The organism is Marivita hallyeonensis, from assembly GCF_900129875.1.
Classification (GTDB): domain Bacteria; phylum Pseudomonadota; class Alphaproteobacteria; order Rhodobacterales; family Rhodobacteraceae; genus Marivita; species Marivita hallyeonensis.
Genome location: NZ_FQXC01000002.1, coordinates 575,147 through 595,471, shown reverse-complemented (window position 1 = coordinate 595,471; position 20,325 = coordinate 575,147). Strand labels below are relative to the sequence as shown.

Genomic DNA, 20,325 nt, shown 5'->3' with positions numbered 1-20,325 from the left:
CTTGACTTGGTTGTGCAATTGCAGAATTAACGAGGTCAAACACGGGACAGTAAAAGGAACGCTCACCATGACGCTGACACAAGCCGCCTTCGGGAAATCCACACTTCTGCGTCAAACCCTGCTTGCGCTGGGCGGGGCCGCGCTGATCGCGGCAGCCACGCAGATCTCGGTGCCGTTCTTTCCGGTGCCAATGACACTTCAGACGCTGGCGATACTTGTGATCGGGCTGAGCTTCGGCGCGCGGCTCGGCACGGCGACGCTTTTGACCTATCTGGGGTACGGTGCAATCGGCTTGCCGGTCTTTGCCAATGGCATGAACGGCCTCGCTTTTGTCGGCCCGACCGCGGGCTTCCTGTTCGGGTTTGTCGTGATGGCGGGGCTTGCCGGTCTGGCCGCGGATCGCGGAGTTGCAAAAGGATTTGTGTCGACGGCCCTCGTGACACTGGTCCTCGCTGCTCTGCTCTACGTCCCGGGCATTGCATGGCCGATGGCGGTTGCATCTGCCACGGGTGTCGAGGCCGGTTGGGTCGGTCAGGACATGGGCTACTACTGGACATACTTCACCGCACCGTTCCTGATCGGCGATGCCGTGAAAGCGATCCTCGCCGCGTTGATCGTCACCGGTGCGTGGAAAGCGCTGAAGGCGCGCCAGTCGTAAATTTGACCAACTGGTAAAATCATGGAAGCCCTCGCCGGATCGGCGGGGGTTTTTCTTTTGGCGGGTCGGGTGAGGGGCTCCGCCCCCGTCCGCCTGCGGCGGCCTCCCCCGAGGTATTTGGGAAACAGAGAAGCGGGAGAGGGCGTTTGACCTTTCCAAGGGTGCGCTTAGGTCGGTGACAAAGACGTGCGAGGGGCGGAAGATGGCTGAAACGACACTTGTCTGGATACGGCGCGATTTGCGGTTGAGCGATCACGCGGCGCTGAGCGCGGCGGTCAAGCGGGGTGGTCCAGTGATCCCGGTGTTCATCCGGGACGACGCTGTCGACGGTCTGGGTGCTGCGCCGAAATGGCGTCTGGGGCTTGGGCTCGAGAGTTTCGCGGAGGCGCTGGAAGGGGTCGGCAGTCGGCTCGTCCTGCGGTCGGGCGATGCGCGCGCGGTGATCCCGGCGTTGGTCGAAGAGACCGGAGCGACGGCTGTCTACTGGCAACGAGCCTATGATCCGGACGCGGTGGAGCGCGACAGCGATGTCAAGGCCGCGCTGAAAAAGGCGGGGATCGAGGCGGAAAGCTTTACCGGGCATCTGATGTTCGAACCGTGGACCGTCGAGACCAAGCAGGGCGCATTCTACAAGGTCTACACGCCGTTCTGGAAGGCTGTGCGGGACCGGTCGGTCGACAAACCGCTGTCTGCCCCGTCTTCCGTGCCCGCGCCAGAGACATGGCCGGACAGCGATACGCTTGAGGACTGGGCGCTGGATGCCGAGATGGACCGTGGGGCGCAGATCGTCCGGCCTTTTGTCCAACTGGGTGAGGCGGCGGCGCAGTCCCGGCTTGGGGCCTTCATGGCGTCCAAGGTGGCGGAGTACGACACCACACGGGACATTCCGGGTGTGGACGGGACGTCGAACCTGTCAGAGAATCTCAGCCTTGGTGAGATCAGCCCGGCGCAGTGCTGGCATGCCGGCCAGCGGGCATTGGACGAGGGAAAGGCCGGCGCGGAGACTTTTTTGAAAGAGCTGGTCTGGCGCGAGTTCGCCTACCACCTGATGTGGCACACGCCGCGCATTCTGTCGGACAACTGGCGCGAGGAGTGGGAAGCCTTCCCGTGGAACGAGGATGAGCGCAAGGCCGAGGTCAAGGCGTGGAAGCAGGGGCGCACGGGCATCCGGTTTGTCGATGCGGCGATGCGTGAGATGTATGTCACCGGCCGGATGCACAATCGCGGGCGGATGATCGTGGCGAGCTATCTGACCAAGCATCTGATGTGCCACTGGAAGATCGGACTGGAGTGGTTCAAGGACTGCCTGATCGACTGGGATCCGGCCTCGAACGCGATGGGCTGGCAGTGGTCAGCGGGATCAGGTCCGGACGCAACGCCCTATTTTCGGGTGTTCAATCCGGTGACGCAGCTCGACAAGTTCGACAAGGACCGGGACTACGTGAGCCGCTGGATCGCCGAGGAATACGAGAACCCGCACGAGGACGCGCTGGCCTATTTCGACGCGATCCCGAAGTCTTGGAACATGTCGCCTGAGGATGCATATCCGGAGCCGATTGTGGCTCCGGATGAGGGGCGCAAGCGGGCTCTGTCCGCGTATGAGGACCGGGATTTCTAGCGCGCTCGCGCTGATCCGGCTCAGGCTGCCAGGAAGACTTCCAAATCGTCGCGGTTGCTTTGCAGGCCTTCCGCGATATGGGCTGCCGAACAGAACTGTTCGTAGTTTTCAGTGCTCTTGCGGGCACGGCGTGGATGGTACCTGGCAAGGTCGCGTGCCGCCTGAGTGCCGTAGACGGGTTCCGTTCCCAGCTTTTGATCCTTGAACCACTGGTGACCGATCTCGTGATTGATCAGCGCGGCAAGGTCCCAGATGTCGAGGCGGATGCCCCGTGTGTAGAGCCGGAAGCGCACGCGTGTGGTGTTCAGGGCCCCGGTGGTCTGTGCCAGCGGTGTCTTCTTCCCGTCAGGTTTCAAGGCAACCGTAAAGCCCCGCTCCACGCGGTCGCGTAAGCCTTCCAGGCGACGATGCACATTGTTGACGTGGCGCACGCGCGTCGCTTCGCCGAAGAACTCGACCAGAAGCGGTTCGGCCATGAAGGCATCGACGCGATCCTGACGCGGTGCTTGGCGGACCTCATCGATGATTTCGAAGCCGGCATCGAGCAATTCCAGCGCCACGGGGTAGGCATCGTAGACGCGTTGATGCGCATCGGCCATGCTCAGCCCGGCTGTCTGCAACTGGTCACGCAGCTTGTTCCGGCGACTGCGAACGGAGGGTGTGATAACACGAATGGTCATAGCAATTATCTCCTGAAAAAGGAATTTGGTGTCGCGGCGCGAAAATATGCGCCGACTCGAAGATTGGTTGAAATTCAGGAATGGCGCAGGTCAGGATTTGCTTTTCCGGCGACCGTTCTAAGTCTGGTAGGAACTTGCCTGTCAACATAAGGCTCTGATAGGTGTAAATAAATTCAGACATCGGAAAGCGGTACATGATCCTGACTTCGACGGCGGACCAGCCGAATTTGCCCCGTTATTTTGCGCAGGTCTTTGGGATGGCAGACAAGCTTCGCAAGGGGCGGATCGATTTCATTCTGCCGGACGGGCGACATTTCCGGGCGCAAGGGGCAGAGCCCGGACCGGTGGCGGAAGTTCACGTGCACAACACCGATCTTTTTGCCCGGCTCATCCGGGACGGGGATCTCGGGTTCAGCGACGCCTATCTCGATGGCTGGTGGAGTACGCCGGATTTGCAGGCGTTCATGGATTTCGTCCATGGCGACAACAACGATGTCTATGACAGCTTTCCGGGGCTGACCTTTGTGCGGTGGTACGAACAGATGCGGTTCTGGCTGCAGTCGAATTCCAAGCGACAGGCCAAGAAAAACATCAGCTATCACTACGATTTGGGCAATGATTTCTACGCGCTGTGGCTGGACGACACGATGACCTATTCCTCGGCTCTGTTCGAGACGGGACAGGAAAGCACCGAGAAGGCCCAGATCGCGAAATACAAGAGCATGGTCGATCAGATGGGCGCGCAACCCGGGGATCATGTGCTCGAGATCGGCTGCGGTTGGGGCGGCTTTGCCGAATACGCCGCGAAGGAACGCGGTCTTAAGGTGACCGGGCTGACAATCTCTCGGGAGCAATACGCATACGCGGTCGACCGGATCGCAAAGGCCGGATTGTCGGATCGTGTGACCTTCAAGCTTCAGGATTATCGTGACGAAAAAGGCACGTATGACGGGATCGCATCGATCGAGATGTTCGAGGCGGTCGGGCAGAAATATTGGCCGACCTATTTCTCGGCGGTGAAGAACTGCCTGAAGCCTGGCAAGAACGCGACGTTGCAGATCATCACGGTAGAGGATTCGCGATGGGAGATTTACAACCGGGGCGTTGATTTCATTCAGAAATATATCTTTCCGGGTGGGATGTTGCCCAGTCCCAGCGTGTTGCGGACCGAGATCGAGAGCGCGGGATTGAACGTGGCGCGGTCCATAGAATTTGGTGAAAGCTATAGCCAGACGCTGCGCCGCTGGCACGAGACTTTCAACGAAAAGTGGGATCAGGTGGCGCGACTGGGGTTCGACGATCGATTCCGGCGCATGTGGAATTTTTACCTGACCTCTTGCGCGTCCACCTTCCTTAGCGGAAACTGCGATGTGACGCAGATAACGATCACGAGACCAACCTGACATGCCGACCGCCGCCAAAGCCATCGCAGCTCTCTGTTTGGCGGCCCTGGCGTATCTTTCTTCAGAGTTGGTGAAGACACTGATGCCCGAAATCACGAATTGGGGCTATTTCTCGATTTTCAACGCGGCTGTCGGGGCGCTTGTCGGCTGGATTGTCGTGGGCAAACGCGCCGGGCGGGGGACCAAGGACGCGGTGGCAAACGGGCTGACCGGGGTCGCGGCGATGCTGTTCTGGGTTCTGTTCATCCATGCCACCAACGAAATGGTTGATCTGTCGATGAAGCGACGCTTCGACGGACCTGTAGAGGCCTTCGCGGCGATCTTCGAGATCGGGATCGAATACGGGACCATTCTGGTGAACCCGATGATGATCACCACGTTTTTGCTTGGTGCATTCTTGACGGGCTATTTTTCGGAATACGCCGCGCGTCACTGGAAATAGCGCGGTTTGACGTCTTTTTTCTTCTATGGAACCCTGTGCCATGTTCCACTTCTTGAGGCGGTTCTGGGCTGCAACGACGGTGCCTTGGACGATCGCATTCAGGCAGCGCACCTGCCGAACCATCGTGTCTCCTGGGTGCAGGACGAAGCATATCCGATGATCGAACCCGTCACCGGCAGCGCCGCTTCCGGGATCCTGCTGTCGGGCGTCAGCGATGACGAGGCGGAACGTTTTTCCTACTACGAAGGCGCGTTTTCCTATCGTCTGTCCGAGGTGACTGTGGAGGTGGACGGCGCTCCTCATGAGGCTGTGTGTTATTACCCGACCAAGCATGATCAGACGCGCGGCGCGTCTTGGGTGCTTGATGATTGGGTGCGCGTCTGGGGGGAGATGGCGGTCGGCGCGGCGCGCGATGTGATGGCGCGCAGGGATCGGTACGATGCTGAAACTGCTGCAGGATTGCGACCATTTCTGATGGCCCGGCATTGGGCCCGCGCGATGGCGCGAACGGACACATCAGAGCCCAAAATCCGCTATTCCTCGCGCGATGAGGACGTCACGGTGACGGACCGCTTGCCGGGCTATCGCGGGTTTTTCGAATTGGCCGAGTTCCGCTATGACCACATCCGGTTCGATGGCTCCCGCAGCCCGACTGTCACGCGGGAGGCGTTTCTTGCCTTCGACGCGGCGCTCGTACTGCCTTACGACCCGCAGCGTGACGAGGTGCTGTTGATCGAGCAATTGCGCTTCGGGCCTTTGTGGCGGAGCGATCCGCACCCGTGGGTGTTCGAGCCGATTGCGGGTCTGGTCGATGCGGGCGAAGACCCCGCAGACACGGCGCGGCGCGAGGCCGTGGAAGAGGCGGGACTGGAACTGGGGCCGCTGGAACCCATCGCCAAGGTGTATGCTTCGCCCGGTTATTCGACTGAGTTCTTTCACTGCTTTCTTGCGGTGACCGACCTTGCCGGATTTGAACCGGACACGAACGGGGTCGTGTCCGAGCACGAAGACATCCGCAGCCATGTCATGCCGTTTGAGCAGGCGATGGCGCTGGTGAGCGAGGGAGAGGTGAATGCGGGTCCGCTGGTCATGATGCTCTATTGGCTGGCGTCGCACCGTGACCGGTTGCGGAGCGCTGCTTGAGTTCCGCGCGCCACGCGCCTACACCGATGTTGAACAGTTTTTGCGGGGGAAGCATGCGTTACGCGGGCGAACTGGCCGAGGCCATCGGGAACACTCCACTCATCAAGTTGCGCAAGGCGAGCGAACTCACCGGCTGCACCATTCTGGGCAAGGCCGAGTTCATGAACCCGGGGCAATCGGTCAAAGATCGCGCGGCGCTTTTCATCATCAAGGATGCGGTTGAGAAGGGCTTACTCAAGCCCGGCGGCACGATTGTGGAAGGCACAGCCGGAAACACGGGGATCGGCCTCGCTCTTGTCGGGGCATCGATGGGATTCACGACGGTCATCGTTATTCCCGAGACGCAAAGCCAGGAAAAGAAGGACATGCTGCGGCTTGCCGGGGCCGAGCTGGTCGAAGTTCCCGCAGCCCCGTATCGCAATCCGAACAACTATGTCCGGTATTCCGGCCGGTTGGCAGCTGAGATGGCCAAGACCGAACCAAATGGCGCAATCTGGGCCAATCAGTTCGATAATGTCGCCAATCGCCGGGCGCATGTGGAAACGACCGCCCCCGAAATCTGGGACCAGACCGACGGCAAGGTCGACGGGTTCATCTGCGCCGTGGGGTCGGGCGGAACCTTGGCCGGGGTTGCGCAGGTGTTGCAGCCGAAGGGCGTCAAACTGGGCCTGGCAGACCCGATGGGAGCGGCGCTCTATTCGTTCTACACAACCGGAGAGTTCGCCTCGGAAGGCGGATCGATCTCGGAAGGGATCGGGCAGGGACGCATTACCGCAAACCTCGAAGGATTCACGCCCGATTTCGCTTGTCAGGTGCCGGATGAAGAGGCGTTGCCGATTGTCTTCGATCTGATGAAGGAAGAAGGTCTGTGCCTGGGTGGGTCCTCCGGTGTGAACATCGGCGGCGCGATCAAGATGGCGCAGGACATGGGTCCGGGGCACACCATCGTGACGATCCTGTGTGACTACGGCACGCGCTACCAGTCGAAATTGTTCAATCCCGCCTTCCTCAAGGAAAAAGGTCTGCCCGTTCCGGATTGGCTTGATCGCCCGTCCCGCGACATCGTCACGGTGTTCGAAGACGCATGACCCGGGCCGCGGCTCTAATTCGGACGGTATTTCTGTGCGTGCTGCTAAGCGCGACAGCGCTTTTTGCACAAAACGAGCCAATTGATTTCGGCGAATGGGACGAGGTCGCGCAGCGCGCCGAGCAGGCGGTGGAATCCGCATCGGCATCGACGGAAGCACTCGAAGTGCTCCGGTCGGATCTGGCCAGTTACCGCGACTTATGGCTCAACATTCAGGCAAATGGTGATCCGCGCCTTCAAACCCTGCAATCGCAGCTGGATGCTTTGGGGCCGGTTCCAGAGCAGGGCGAAGAACCTGCCGAAATCAGCCAGCGACGAGAGCAACTGACGCAGCAGATCGACAGTCTGCAAGCGCCGTTGCTTCGCGCGGAAGAGGCTTTCACGCGGGCAGATGGTCTGGTCGCGGAAATCGACAATATCATCCGGTCGCGGCAGACCGACGCGCTGCTGCAACGCGGGCCGGAGCCGCTTGATCCGCGTCTTTGGGCGGTGGCCTATCAAGAGCTGACCGGCACCGTGTCAGAAGTTGCGGAGGAGGTTCGCGCGAACTGGCAAAACGAGGTGCGGCGCACCGAATTCATCAACGATCTGCCCGCCACGCTGGTGACGATGGCCATCGCGCTTTTGCTTCTGTTCCGGACGCCGGCTTGGACGACGAGACTGGGCCTATGGCTGCGCAGCAAGACGCGGCGGGGCACCGGTGTGTGGACGACGCTGGTCTCCCTGCTTCGGGTGGCCTTGCCTGTCGGGGCGTTTTTCATCGCGGTGCAAGCCGTCGATGTGAGCGGTGTGCTGGGGCCTTTGGGGTCGCAGATTTCCTTCCTTCTTCCCCCCATTCTACTGGTCGTTCTGTTCACGCGGTGGCTGGCTGCGGAACGGTTCACGCTGGATGAGACGCGCCACAATGTGGCTTTGGCCCCGGAGCGCCGGAAAGAAGCGCGCTACTACGCAAACGCGCTTGCGTGGTTGCTGGCGCTCAGCATGCTTGTCGGCGGGGTTGAGGAGTTTGCCGGCTGGTCGGAGACCACGCTGGCGGTGCTCAGCTTGCCGATCCACGTGCTTTGCGGGCTTGTTCTTTTCCGGCTTGGTCAAATCATGCGAAAAGCCGGACCGCTTGAGGGCGATGATCAAACCACGCCGGACTCGCTGAACTTCGTGACCCGCGTCACGCGCCTTGTCGCGCAGGGTGCGATGGTGATCGGGGTTGTCGGGCCGGTCCTGTCGGCGATTGGCTACTTGAATGTCGCCGAGGCGATGATCTTCCCGGCGATCCTGACACTTGGTTTGTTCGGGATCCTGCTGACACTGCAGACCTTCGTCCGTGACGTCTATCACCTCATCACGGGAAAGGATCTGGAGACCACGGAAAGCCTCGTGCCCGTGATTTCGGGCATCATCCTGATCATTGGCGCATTGCCGCTTCTGGCCCTGATCTGGGGTGCGCGGCTATCCGATCTGACCGAATTGTGGAGCACCTTCCGCGCCGGGTTCTCGATTGGCGAGACGCGCATTTCGCCCACCGACTTCCTGACCTTTGCGCTGGTATTCGCGATTGGCTTCGCCGCAACGCGCTTGCTTCAGGGCGGTTTGCGCGGCTCCGTTCTGCCGAAAACGCGGCTCGACAAGGGTGGTCAGACGGCAATCGTTTCGGGCACCGGGTATTTGGGGATCTTCCTGTCAGCCATCGTGGCGATCACCGCCGCGGGAATTGACCTGTCGGCGCTCGCCATCGTGTTCGGCGCATTGTCCGTCGGTATCGGCTTCGGGCTTCAGAATATCGTCCAGAACTTCGTGTCGGGGATCATCCTGTTGATCGAACGTCCGATTGCAGAAGGCGACTGGATCGAGGTGAACGGCCAGCAGGGTTTCGTGCGCGATATTTCGGTCCGCTCCACCCGGATCGAAACCTTCGACCGCACCGACGTGATCGTGCCGAATGCGGATTTCGTGTCAAACACGGTCACCAACTACACACGCGGCAACGTCGTTGGACGCCTCGTGTTGCCGGTCGGCGTGGCCTACGGGTCGGACACAAGGAAGGTGGAAGAGATCCTCTACAAGATCGCGCGGGATCAGGACATGGTCATGATGAACCCGCCACCGTTTGTCCACTTCGCGGGTTTCGGTGCGGATTCGCTCGATTTCGACATCCGCATGATCCTTCGGGACATCACCAGCATCATCGCAGTGCGGACCGAGATGAATCACCTGATCTATGAAGCCTTCAAGAAGGAAGGGATCGAGATTCCCTTCGCACAGCGCGACGTTTGGTTGCGCAATCCCGAAGCACTGCGCCCGCAGGACCCGGCTTCCACGCCGTCGGACGACAGCGAGCCGCAGGAGAACGCAGAGGACACGGCACCACCCAAAGACGCCGCACGCGCGTATCGCGATGCCTCTGATGCGCCCGAGGAGGATTCGACATGACGCCTTCGACTGAACCTGTGTACCGCCTGGACCCGTACGCCCGGGACCTCGCGGCCCGTGTGGTCGGCCACACGGACGAGGGCGGGCTCATGCTGGACCGATCGATCTTCTATCCAACCGGTGGCGGCCAGCCGGGGGACAGCGGATGGGTGACCTGGGACGGCAAGTCACTTGCCATCGCAACCACGGTCAAAGGGGCAGGGGAGGTCTGTGTCCTCGTGCCGTCCGAACCCACGAGCCTGCCGCCCATCGGTGCGCACGTGACCCAGCGACTGGACTGGGAACGCCGCCACAAACACATGCGCATTCACACGGCGCTGCACCTGTTGTCGGTGGTCATTCACCTGCCGGTGACGGGCGGCTCGATCGGGGCCGGACGCGGTCGGCTGGACTTCATGATGCCGGAGCCGCCGGAGGACAAAGTCGCGCTGGAGGATGCGTTGAACGCACTGATCGACCGCGACCTTGTTGTCTCAGAGGATTGGATCACGGACGAAGAGCTCGACGCCAATCCGGGGCTGGTAAAAACGATGTCTGTCCAACCGCCACGCGGGTCGGGCCGGATCCGGCTTGTTCGGATCGGAGAGGGGAGCGCACAGGTCGATCTGCAGCCCTGTGGCGGCACACACGTCGCACGAACCGGAGAGATCGGGCGCGTGGTGATCGGCAAGATCGAGAACAAGGGCAAACAGAACCGCCGGGTCAACATCGCGCTGGAGACGTAATGGCGCGGGGACTGGTTGCCGTGACGGGGGTGTTCGTGTTCCTCGTCGGCGCGCTTTTGGTGCTGTCGCCCGAAAGCTACCTGCGGGTCTACGCCACCGAATATGTGCCAGGCATGGACTTTCCCGCCCGTCGGTTTGCACCGGCGCTGTTGGGCATGGGGATCGTGCTGATGATGGCGCGCACTCTGCCAAACGGGCGGTTCCTTACCGCGTTATGTGTGATTACCGGTCTGGTCTTCTTTGTCGTCGCTGCCACGGGTGTGCACGCCTGGGCAACCGAGGCCGCAAAGAGCGCAATCCTTTGGGCCGCGGCGTTCGAAATCGCGCTTGGAGTGCTCCTCCTTGCGGCCGCGCGGAGCGTGAGGCGTGCCGAGTGATCATCTCGGAACAACCTGAAGAATCGCACTTGCATCCCGCATGCGCTTTCTCATACACACGGCCTCGGACAGGTGGCCGAGTGGTCGAAGGCGCGCGCCTGGAAAGTGCGTAGGCGGGAAACCGTCTCGAGGGTTCGAATCCCTTCCTGTCCGCCATCACAATTCCAGCAGGTTTCGTACCTTTGTGCAGAGCTTCGGATCGCAAACCACTCTCAAGTTTCAGCGATGCAAAAAAGGCAATTTACCTTACAGATAAAATTGGCAGAGCGCGTCGCTCCGTACATCTTTTCTGCGAAGATGCCGTAGCATCGATGTTCACTGGTTGCGCAGGCTGTCCGAAGTACTCTCAAAATGCGCCAGCAGATAGATGCGCTTTATCCTTGGAGCATCGAAACTGGTCATGCGCGACGTATCCGCCTCTTCACGAACGGGATTTGGGTCACGAACATGAATACCAGGGCAGAGGTTAACAGGAAAGAAATCGGGTGACTGATCAGATCGAATAGGAAGCTTCCGATGTCTTCCCGTGCGCCGATCATGGCGCGGCGGTAGTTGGCGTCGATCATCGGGCCCAGGATCACTCCGAGAATAATTGGACCGACCTGAAAACCGTATCGCTTGAGGACGTACCCTATGACACCGAACGCCAGGGCCCAGGTGATATGAACGGGATTGTTCTGGATGGCGTAGGCACCCACCGCTGACAGGATGATGATCAGCGGGATCAGGATCGCGCGCGGGCACTCGACCACCTTTGTGAAGATGCGAATGCCGGTCAGGCCGAAGACCAGCAGGAACAGGTTGGCCAACGTCAGGTTGCCGACGATGAACCAGAACAGATGCGGTGTGTCCGTCAGCAGCAGCGGCCCGGGTTTCAGGCCGTGAATGTAGAGCGCACCAATGATGATCGCCGTAACGGCATCGCCGGGAATGCCGAGTGTCAGCATCGGAACGAACGCCCCGCCTACCGCTGCATTGTTTGCCGTCTCGGGCGCAATCAACCCTTCCTTGGCGCCTTCGCCAAAAGGCACTTCGGGGTTCTTGGTGCTGCGTTTGGCATGATCGTAGGCCAGCAGCGCTGCGATGTCGCCACCTGTGCCCGGCAATGCGCCGATGAGCGTTCCCAGCCCCGAGGATTTCAGCCCCAGTACAAGATAGCGCCGCACATCGGACCATGCGGGAACGATCCGCGAGACCTTCTGCTTGATCGGCGCGGTCGAGATATGCTCAAGCTGCGCCAACGCTTCGGCCACGCCGAAGAAACCGATCATCGCCACGACAAAGGGGATGCCTCCCATCAGGTTGATCGAGCCGTATGTGAACCGCGTCTCGGCGGTCATCGGATCAAGTCCGACCATGCCGATCATCACCCCAAGAGCACCGGCGAAGGCCCCTTTGGCAAAGCTTTCGCCCGACAAGGTGCCGACGAGCAGGATGCCGATGATGCCCAGAAGCATGTAATCGCGTGAGGTGAACTTGATCGCGAAATCGGCAATCAGGGGCGCCGCAACGGCCAGCGCGAGAACGCCGATGAGACCGCCAATGACCGACATCACCGTTGAAAGGCCAATCGCTTCTCCGGCGAGGCCCTTGCGCGCGAGCGGATAGCCATCGATTGCGGTGGCAATCGCGCTTGGCGCACCGGGGATGTTGAGCAGGATCGCCGTTCGCGCCCCGCCGTAGACGCCGCCGACATAGACGCCACCGATCAGGGCGAGGGCTTCATTGACGTCCCATTTGAAGGTGAAGGAAATCAGGATCGATGCGGCCATCGTGACCGACAGACCGGGGATCGCGCCGATATAGATTCCCGCGAACGTGCCCAATGCGGTGAGCACCAGCAAAGAGGGGTCCAACCACGAGGTCGCGAAATAGCCGAGCGTCTCGATCATTGCCACAGGCTCCCCATGGGCAGGACGACCTGAAAGACGACACGGAAGAGGAGATAGATGACCCCGACACTAAGGAGCGATATCGCCATGGACCTGAGCGGGCCTTTTCGCCAAAGCGCCCAGATCGCGATAAACAACAGCCCGCCCGACGCGGGCAGAAAGCCCAGGACCGGGATTACGGCCACGTAAACGGCCACCAGTGCCGTGAACAAGACGACCCTCAGCGGGAGCAGGTAGGCCACCAGCCCCGAAATCCCGCTGTCATCCGCGCGGGGTTTGCGCAGCGTCTCTGACAGGATGACAAGCCCAGTCACAAGCATCACCGCAGAGGCAAGCATCGGCAAAACGCCGCCCGTGGTCAGCCCGTCGAGACCCGAAATCCGATAGGATTCCCAAAAGGCATAACCAGCGAACAGGACCAGAAGAAGCGCGAAAAGCCGTTCTCCGGGTCGGAGAGTGTCGGGTGTTTTCATTTCAGTGTTGGGCATGGTCGACCCGTCAGGTGTTGACAGATCGACCGATGTGATCAGGGCCGCGCGATGCCGAGCTCTTCGGGATTGACCTTGGCTGCGCCGGTATCCTGAAGCGCCCAGACCGTGACCTGCTGCCACTTGGCCAGGAAATCGACGGCTTCCTGCCCGCTCATGTTCATGACCACGTTGCCACGGTTCGCCATGAGTTCGAGAAACGTCTCATCGGTGGCCGCGGTCGAAAACGCCTCGGTCAGAGTTGCCTTCACATCATCGGGAACTTCGGCCCGTACGAACACGCCGTAGAACGGTCCCCACGGAAGGAAGCGCGACATTTCGGGGATCGTGTCGGTGATGGCGGGGACATCCGGCAATGTGTCGACCGGCTCGGGATTCACAACGGCAAGCGCGCGCATGTTGCCGGCTTTGATCTGCTCGGCCGCGGCAGAGATCCCGGTGGGCATGAAATCAACCTCACCACCCAGCATCGCGGTCAGGCCGGGGCCTTCGCCATCGAAGGGAATCGCGGTCACGTCGAAATCGGTCGCGTTCGAGATCAGAGCGCCGATCGTCGAAGGAAGACCGCCCGGACCGGTCGACCCCATCTTGACGGAGCCGGGATTGGCCGAGATGTCACCGAGTAAGTCAGAAAGCGTCTGGTACTTGGAATCCGCCGGAACGGCGATCACGCCTACGCCGCGGCCAAGGATGTTGATCGGGTACATGTCGCCATAGTCAATGTCTGAAACCCCCATGACACCGTGAAGCTGCGGGTTTTCGGCACCGTAAAGGAACGTGTAACCATCTGCGGGCGCGGCGTTCACGAAAGCGGTCGAGATCGCACCGGCACCGCCCGACTTGTTCAGAACCACGATCGGTTTGCCAAGCGCTTCTTCAGCGGCGGGGTTCACTGCACGAGCAACGGTATCGGTTGCACCGCCCGCGCCCCACATCACGACACCCAGAACCTCTCGTTCAGGATACTCGGCAAGCGCGGGGCTGGCCGCGACAACAACTGCCGCCAAGGCGGCCTTCAACATCTTCATGGTTTTCCTCCCTTAGGCACTTTGGCCTTTTCTTTTGTTTGCCGGAGGATACTCATCCAAAGATATGTCACGGTCAATCTTGGCGTCCCGATGGCACAGTCAAGTCGTGCGTTTGGATGAGGCGTATCGCTCTGACGCCTCGTAATACGCGTTGAACCCGATACGGTCGCGAAGCTCTGCGAAGTCCATTTGGTTTGGCCGCTGGTCATCGCGCATCGCGCGCAGAGTGGTCACCATGGCTTGCATAGCGGAGGCCATCAGGGACAGCGGATAGGCGGCGATTGCATAGCCGATGTCGTGCAGCGCTGCGTTGGGCAGGTCGGGCGTCGCGCCACCTTCGACGATATTCGCCATCTTCGGCCCGGGCAGGTTGCTGCACACGTCCCGCATTTCCGCCTCGCTTTGCGGCGCTTCGACAAAGAGGATGTCAGCCCCCAATTCCGCAAACTGCGCGGCACGGTCGATGGCTTCGGACAGGCCGTGTTCGTGGCGCGCATCGGTGCGGGCGAGGATCAGGATGTCACCTCCTGCAGCGCGCAGGGCTTCGCGCGCATCCACGGCAGCACGGATGCGGTCGAAGGCTTCGTCCCGAGATACCACGGCTTTGCCTGGTGTATGACCACACCGCTTGGGTGCAAGCTGATCCTCGATCATAACTGCGGCGCATCCGGCTTTGGCAAACCCGGCCACGGTGCGTCGTACGTTCATCGCGTTCCCGTAGCCGGTGTCGCCATCCCCGATGAGCGGAATGCCAATTGCGTCGGTGATATTGCGCGCCTGATCGACAACCTCTCCGTAGCTCATCAACCCGAGGTCGGGCGCACCGATGCGGCTGGCCGAAGCTGCGAAGCCCGACATGAAAGTCAGTGCATAGCCTTCCTGTTCGATCAGTTTGGCAGACAGCGCGTCGAAGCAGCAGGGCATCATATGGCAGCGATCCTCTTGCAGAAGATCGCGCAATGCTTGGGCTGTGCTCATGGCATCACCATTTGAACGGAATGTAGAGGGCTAGGTCGGGGAAGATGTAGAGGATACCCACTGTCATGATCATCATCACGAGGAACGGCCACACACCGCGCGCAACATTCGCCAGCGACGTCCGCGCGACGGACTGGATGACATAGAGGTTCAATCCAACGGGCGGCGTGATCAGTGCGCATTCGACCATGATGACCATGTAGATACCGAACCAGATCGGATCAAAGCCGAGGCCCAGTGCAGCGGGCAAGAGGACGGGCGTCATGATGAGGATCATCGACAGCGCTTCGAACACCAGCCCCATGAGCAGCAAGACCAAAGACACGACGATGATGAACATGATCGGATCGTCGATGGTTTGCGCCAGAAAGGCCGAGATGTCCTGCGGGATGCGGTAGAGCGCGATGGCTTTGCCAAAGATCTTGGCACCCGCAACAATCAACAGGATGGCGGCGGTCGTGATTGCGGACTCGCGGACCGCGTCCCAAAAGGTCGCCCATGTCAGCGTGCGCAACCAGAAGGTCACGATGAACAGCGCCGCGGCAAAGCCGACGGCGGCGGCTTCGGTTGGTGTGAACGCACCCGAGTAGAGACCCACAATGACCAATGCGGCAAGCGCAACGGAGGGCAGGGCCCGTTTCGACGCAGCCATTCGTTCCTGCCAGGTGGCTTTGGGCACGTCTTCGAAGTTGCCGGACAGTTTTGCATGCAGCATCGCGAAGAGCACGAAAAGCGTGACCAGAACGAGGCCCGGTCCGATACCCGCAAGGAAAAGCGCGATCACCGATTGCTCGGTGACAAAGCCGTACACGATCATCGGGATCGACGGTGGAATCAGAATGCCCAGAGTGCCGCCCGCTGCGAGCAAGCCATAGACGAATTTCTTCTCGTACCCGCGATTGATCATCTCGGGAATGGCGACGGTGCCGATCGTGGCGGCGGTGGCCACAGACGAGCCCGAGATCGCCGCAAACAATGCACAGGAGATGATCGTGGCGACGGCGAGACCGCCGGGCCAATGTCCGACCCAGGCCTGCACCGCGGCAAACAGGTCGCGCCCGACACCGCCTTTCAAAAGCAGGTTGGACATCAAGAGGAAGAGCGGCACGGCCAGCAGGATAAAACCGTTCAGCGTCGACAGAATCGACTGCGGTGCCATGAGCGGAGAGAAGCCGCCCAGCATGAGCATACCAAGACCCATGCCACCCAACGCAAAAGCAACCGGAACGCCGAGAAGCAGCAGCACGAAAAGCGCAACGAGGATGAGGACGATGGTCATTCGTGCGTCGCCCCCAGACTTGCGTTGTCCGTATCCCGCAAGCGGACCAGTTCGACAACGCCCTGTAGCGCGAGCAGGCCAAAGCCCACCGGGACGGAGGCTTCGGAAATCCAGATCGGAAGGTTAAGGATCGACCCGGTTGTGCGCCCGCGTTCGAAGCTGGTGTAGAAGATGTCGAAGCCCCAGAAGGCAACGATAGCGGAAAAGACGATCACGACAATCAGGGCGATATAAGCGCAAAGCCGCTGTCCGGTCTTTGGCAAAAGCGACGTTACCGCATTCACCGTGATGTGCCGCCGCAGCGTCAGAAGATAGGGCATCGCCAGAAGGCACCCCCAGACAAGGCACATCTGGCTAAGTTCCGCGGCCCAGATCGTCGGTTTGATAAAGAAGTACCGCGCGATGACCTCATAGGTGAGCATCGCGCCAGTTGCGGCCATGAGCACCGCGCCGATGACGCAGGCCAGTCGGGAAACTTGTGTGATGACGGACATGTGCAAGCCCCGAACGGACGGCCCGCTGGCCGCCCGCATCCAAAGGGTTGGAGAAAGGCTTAGGAGCCGGAGTTCACGCCCAGCGCATCGAGGATCGTTTGCCCGGCGTCGCCCGTGGCTTCGATATAGCTGTCGTAGACGGGTTGCGCGACGGCCTGCCAGGCGGCCAGTTCCTCATCCGTCAGATCGACGATGGTCATGCCGTTCTCTTCCGCAGCCGCGTAAGCATCCGCCTCGATCTGGCTCATCCGGTCACGCACATCGTTCTGCGCGACCCGGGCTGCCTCACGGATGTGGCCCTGAGTGTCCGCATCCAGTCCATTCCACCAGTCGCTGTTCACCACGACGACGAATTCGATGTTGGCGTGGTTGGTACGGGTGATGGTGTCCATGACCTCCCACAGCTTGCGGGACTTCACGCCGGACACGCCGGTCATGCCGACATCCACTGTGCCTCGCTGATAGGCGAGGTATTGCTCTGACCCGGAAACCAGCGTTGGCGCACCACCGGCGGCGCTGACGAAATCTCCAAGCGTCTTGCCGAAGACGCGCACCTTCTTGCCCTCCAGATCTGCAGGCGTGCGGATCGGCTCTTCCTGGGACAACAGGATCGCACCACCATAGGCCTGCCAGTAAAGCACCTCACCACCGGTTTTGGCGATCTCTTCCTCAAGCACCTCGCGCACGGGTGATCCCTCGGCCACAGCCGCGCGGACCTTGTCCTCGGTATTGAAGAGGAACGGCATGTAGAACACGTCAACCACCGGAGCATCGCCCACATAGCGCGTCAGCGAAGCAACACCGGCCTCGATGGACCCCGATCCGACCGCGGCAGGCACTTCGTTGTCCTTGTAGAGAGTCGCGCTGTCGTAAATCTCGACATCGATCGCGCCGCCCGTGCGCTCCTCGACCTCTTTTTCAAAGAGCTGCAAGTTCTCGCCCAGGTGGCTTGTCAGCGGCAACTGCAAAGAGATGCGCATCTTTTCGGTGGCGAAGGCCGACGTCCCCAAAAGAGACAGGCAGGCTGCTGCCAGAACAGTCTGTTTGATCATGATTTTCTCCTCCCATTTTGCGCGAAGATTAATTTGGGATACAGATTTTGCAACTGCTTGTGATCTTCGGTGGCGCTCACCTCGTTTGACAGCCTGTCTTAAAGATCGACTGTGGATCGCGAATTGTGATGAATTCGCGTCAAAATTGCTTGAGTTTGCAAAATCTCTGAGAACGACGGTTCGCCTAGTGGAACGTAGTTCTCAGCAAAAAGCACGGAGTATCAGGAGCTCGCTATATGATTGGCGCTGTACCAACATCGACGCATAGTTGCGGTATCAGAGCTTATTTCGAGCGCGGTGTGCACGATACAATCGTCGCTAGTTCGCTTCCTTTGCCAAGCTAAACCGTCTTATCGCTTCGGCGAGCGATCCACGCATTAGCATGCGGTGGTCTTAATGGTTTGAACCGATCGTTTCGCGGCAAACAGCAGATGTGTCTTAAAACATCCAGGCGCGTGCTGAGGCGGACACGTTCTGTTCGTCGATCGCGAATATGGCGCGTTTCTGGTTTGATGCGGCGATCATGATCCTGGTGGTTTCGTTCAAGGGAAGGACAAGGCAGGTGGGCTTGGCGGGCAGGTCCTTTGCCTTGCGATTGGCTTTCTCTTGACTGGCGTCGGCATCCGAAGCGTTCGCGATGCGCAGCGCGGTCAGTAGGTCACTGGGCCCTGACGCTTCGCACTCGCTGCCCCCGGCGCCGTACAGCAGGTACGCGGTGGACAGCGGTTTGAGCGTGTCGAACAGGGTGTCGGCACTGGCCTTTCCCAAGGCGCGGACGAGCTGTGCGCCGGTGCAACTGGGGCCGTTTTCGGTGAAGGCCTGACCGCGCCCTGACGGTCTCAGCGTGTAGGCGTGTCCGATAGTACACGCATGCCGGATCAGCGACGCGAAGTCGTTGGCGGTCTCGGGCGGCTGGGTTTTGACGTTTTTGTGCAGCGGATCCAACGTCACGCCATTCAATCTTCGATTGGCGATTGATAGACGCGCGGAAACGATCCCGTCGGCCAAAAGCGCGATTTCTCTGGGAAGTACGGTTTCGTCGATCAGTGCGTGGAGCGCAGGAGCGAGACTGTTCGCGTCGTGCTCTTCACGGCGCGCTTGTCTGACGGTTTCGGCGGTTCGGCTGGACAGCTTCGAAATCGCTGTTCTGAGCTGCGACATATCCGTGTCTCGGCCCTGCGGCTTATGTGCGGAGACTTGGGGCATCAGCTTGCAAGGGCCGTTTCCTGGAGCATCTGGCGGGCTGCACTCACCAAGTGTTCGGTCGCGGAGAAATCCTTGCAGGCGAACATCAGCACGTCGCTGTGATTTCGTGGAGCACGGACAAACAGGTGGCATTCGTTCGATGTGAGGATGATTGCATGGTCACTCGGGGCCGTCGTCGCAGCCTGCGACTTTGCGAGGGCGTCGGCGGTTTTGAAGGCGCGCTTGGCCTGCGCGCACATCTGGTCGAGGCTTTCCTGTGAACGCCGGTGATCCGACACGACCCGAAGAATGAGTTGCGTACGAAGATCGCCGAAGGCCGCGAGCGTGCATCCCCCGACTTTGCGTTTGATGGCGTTCAGATCTTCGTCAAGCTGCATTTCGACCCCCATGGCATCTACTTTGCAACCGCTTTGACGCTGCGGCGCTGTGTGGGTGGTTTACGCATGGCTTGCTGCGGAACTTGACGGGCGCGGCGTGCGTGGCCTGATCCGGGTTTTGATGCGGACCCGTTTGGGCCTGATCCGCGCGACGTTTTCACCATCCTCCGGTGCGGTCGCGGGCGGGTCCTGCACAACCTCGGCCACATGTTCGACCACAAGACCCGAGGACGCAGCAGCGGCTTTTGCCGACGCGTTCGACTCTTTGCCCTTGTCCGGCAGTTTGTTCAGAAGAAGTGCGATCAGGTGTTCGGTGAACTCGGCCGCACCGCTTTGTCGCCAAATCTCGAAGTCGTCGCCCGCTTCAATGGCCTGAAGCAGCGAGATCGTGAAGATGTCTCTGAATTTGTCGCGCGTTTCGGACTTGAGGCGGTTCAGGACGCGCGCGCCTTCCAGTTCGGTGCGCAACTTGTCGAATTGGGTCACCAATAGGATGTTGTTGCCGTTCGTCGACCCCGAGATCTGATCCCACATCGCAGCCTCGGACTGTCGCCAAGCCTGGGTCGCGTGGGTGCACCAGATGACGCAATCGATGTCTTCGATGATTGGACGCCAGGAGTCGACGGGCATGTTCGGATCGGAGATGCCCGGCATATCGATCAGGTCGCACACCTGCAGGATGTCCGCATGCCGATGCAGGCGGATCATCCGCGTGTTATCTGGGCAATTGTTTTCGAGATCCTCAATGTTGACGGGCTGCTCTGACCCGTCGTCGAGCACGGCGTAGGCTGCTGGTTCGCCTTCGGTGATCCAAACCGGGGGTAGACGCGTCGCCGTCACCCGCATCGGCAAAGGCGCTTCGCCCAGCAGGAGATTGGACAAGGTGCTTTTTCCACTGCTGAATTCGCCCATCAGGGCGAGGCGTGGTTTACGGTTGTTCGGAGTGCCGAAGTTGATGGGCTTGGTCATTG

At 60.3% G+C, this 20,325-nt stretch carries 20 protein-coding genes and 1 tRNA gene; 10 read left to right on the top strand and 11 right to left on the bottom strand.

Annotated features, from left to right (window positions below):
• Positions 1-67: 67 nt before the first annotated feature.
• Together BUA42_RS08610 and BUA42_RS08605 are read left to right on the top strand one after the other, a co-directional pair.
• The gene (locus BUA42_RS08610; RefSeq protein ID WP_072777277.1) at positions 68-658 is read left to right on the top strand and encodes a biotin transporter BioY; all 591 of its coding nucleotides are present in this window, start codon (positions 68-70) and stop codon (positions 656-658) included.
• Positions 659-860: 202 nt separating this feature from the next.
• Positions 861-2,276 carry a cryptochrome/photolyase family protein gene (locus BUA42_RS08605; RefSeq protein WP_072777276.1) on the top strand — a complete coding sequence of 472 codons (1,416 nt, stop codon included), beginning with the start codon at positions 861-863 and terminating at the stop codon, positions 2,274-2,276.
• 20 nt (positions 2,277-2,296) lie between these two features.
• Here the strand turns inward: BUA42_RS08605 and BUA42_RS08600 are convergent, their stop codons facing one another.
• Positions 2,297-2,956, bottom strand: coding sequence for a hypothetical protein (locus BUA42_RS08600; protein ID WP_072777275.1), 660 nt, complete (start codon positions 2,954-2,956; stop codon positions 2,297-2,299).
• A gap of 194 nt (positions 2,957-3,150) precedes the next feature.
• Here BUA42_RS08600 and BUA42_RS08595 point away from each other — a divergent pair, with 194 nt between their 5' ends.
• From BUA42_RS08595 to BUA42_RS08560, 8 genes are all read left to right on the top strand, one after another.
• Positions 3,151-4,359: an SAM-dependent methyltransferase gene (locus BUA42_RS08595; protein WP_072777274.1), complete on the top strand. Its 1,209-nt coding sequence runs from the start codon at positions 3,151-3,153 to the stop codon at positions 4,357-4,359.
• A gap of 1 nt (position 4,360) precedes the next feature.
• Complete coding sequence (locus tag BUA42_RS08590; protein WP_072777273.1) at positions 4,361-4,801, top strand: TrgA family protein; 441 nt, start codon at positions 4,361-4,363, stop codon at positions 4,799-4,801.
• A gap of 6 nt (positions 4,802-4,807) precedes the next feature.
• Positions 4,808-5,944 (top strand): NUDIX domain-containing protein, encoded by a 1,137-nt coding sequence (locus tag BUA42_RS08585; protein ID WP_072777272.1) that lies wholly within the window; start codon positions 4,808-4,810, stop codon positions 5,942-5,944.
• A 53-nt stretch (positions 5,945-5,997) separates the two neighbouring features.
• A complete protein-coding gene (locus BUA42_RS08580; RefSeq protein WP_072777271.1) occupies positions 5,998-7,032 on the top strand; it encodes a cysteine synthase A in 1,035 nt (344 codons plus the stop codon).
• Positions 7,029-9,458, top strand: a complete 2,430-nt coding sequence (locus tag BUA42_RS08575; protein WP_084066167.1) for a DUF3772 domain-containing protein — start codon at positions 7,029-7,031, stop codon at positions 9,456-9,458. The genes BUA42_RS08580 and BUA42_RS08575 overlap by 4 nt, the downstream gene beginning before the upstream one ends.
• The gene (locus tag BUA42_RS08570; RefSeq protein ID WP_072777270.1) at positions 9,455-10,183 is read left to right on the top strand and encodes an alanyl-tRNA editing protein; all 729 of its coding nucleotides are present in this window, start codon (positions 9,455-9,457) and stop codon (positions 10,181-10,183) included. The genes BUA42_RS08575 and BUA42_RS08570 overlap by 4 nt, the downstream gene beginning before the upstream one ends.
• The gene (locus BUA42_RS08565; protein ID WP_072777269.1) at positions 10,183-10,560 is read left to right on the top strand and encodes a hypothetical protein; all 378 of its coding nucleotides are present in this window, start codon (positions 10,183-10,185) and stop codon (positions 10,558-10,560) included. The genes BUA42_RS08570 and BUA42_RS08565 overlap by 1 nt, the downstream gene beginning before the upstream one ends.
• A 66-nt stretch (positions 10,561-10,626) precedes the next feature.
• Positions 10,627-10,716: transfer RNA gene (locus BUA42_RS08560), tRNA-Ser, on the top strand.
• A gap of 242 nt (positions 10,717-10,958) precedes the next feature.
• Here BUA42_RS08560 and BUA42_RS08555 read toward each other — a convergent pair.
• The 10 genes from BUA42_RS08555 to BUA42_RS08510 form a co-directional block, all read right to left on the bottom strand.
• Positions 10,959-12,452 (bottom strand): tripartite tricarboxylate transporter permease, encoded by a 1,494-nt coding sequence (locus BUA42_RS08555; protein ID WP_072777268.1) that lies wholly within the window; start codon positions 12,450-12,452, stop codon positions 10,959-10,961.
• Complete coding sequence (locus BUA42_RS08550; protein WP_084066166.1) at positions 12,449-12,940, bottom strand: tripartite tricarboxylate transporter TctB family protein; 492 nt, start codon at positions 12,938-12,940, stop codon at positions 12,449-12,451. Before BUA42_RS08550 ends, BUA42_RS08555 begins: the two co-directional genes overlap by 4 nt.
• 38 nt (positions 12,941-12,978) lie before the next feature.
• Complete coding sequence (locus tag BUA42_RS08545; protein WP_072777266.1) at positions 12,979-13,968, bottom strand: tripartite tricarboxylate transporter substrate binding protein; 990 nt, start codon at positions 13,966-13,968, stop codon at positions 12,979-12,981.
• 99 nt (positions 13,969-14,067) lie between these two features.
• On the bottom strand, positions 14,068-14,946 hold the full coding sequence (locus BUA42_RS08540) for an isocitrate lyase/PEP mutase family protein (RefSeq protein ID WP_072777265.1): 879 nt from the start codon (positions 14,944-14,946) through the stop codon (positions 14,068-14,070).
• 4 nt (positions 14,947-14,950) lie between these two features.
• Positions 14,951-16,225 (bottom strand): TRAP transporter large permease, encoded by a 1,275-nt coding sequence (locus BUA42_RS08535; RefSeq protein WP_072777264.1) that lies wholly within the window; start codon positions 16,223-16,225, stop codon positions 14,951-14,953.
• Complete coding sequence (locus tag BUA42_RS08530) at positions 16,222-16,719, bottom strand: TRAP transporter small permease (RefSeq protein ID WP_072777263.1); 498 nt, start codon at positions 16,717-16,719, stop codon at positions 16,222-16,224. The genes BUA42_RS08535 and BUA42_RS08530 overlap by 4 nt, the downstream gene beginning before the upstream one ends.
• Before the next feature lie 59 nt (positions 16,720-16,778).
• Positions 16,779-17,771: a TRAP transporter substrate-binding protein gene (locus BUA42_RS08525; RefSeq protein WP_072777262.1), complete on the bottom strand. Its 993-nt coding sequence runs from the start codon at positions 17,769-17,771 to the stop codon at positions 16,779-16,781.
• Between the two features lie 438 nt (positions 17,772-18,209).
• Positions 18,210-18,779 carry a hypothetical protein gene (locus BUA42_RS08520; RefSeq protein WP_143152647.1) on the bottom strand — a complete coding sequence of 190 codons (570 nt, stop codon included), beginning with the start codon at positions 18,777-18,779 and terminating at the stop codon, positions 18,210-18,212.
• A 197-nt stretch (positions 18,780-18,976) separates the two neighbouring features.
• Positions 18,977-19,354: a hypothetical protein gene (locus BUA42_RS08515; RefSeq protein ID WP_178346879.1), complete on the bottom strand. Its 378-nt coding sequence runs from the start codon at positions 19,352-19,354 to the stop codon at positions 18,977-18,979.
• Positions 19,355-19,414: 60 nt separating this feature from the next.
• On the bottom strand, positions 19,415-20,323 hold the full coding sequence (locus BUA42_RS08510; protein ID WP_072777259.1) for a dynamin family protein: 909 nt from the start codon (positions 20,321-20,323) through the stop codon (positions 19,415-19,417).
• Positions 20,324-20,325: the final 2 nt, after the last annotated feature.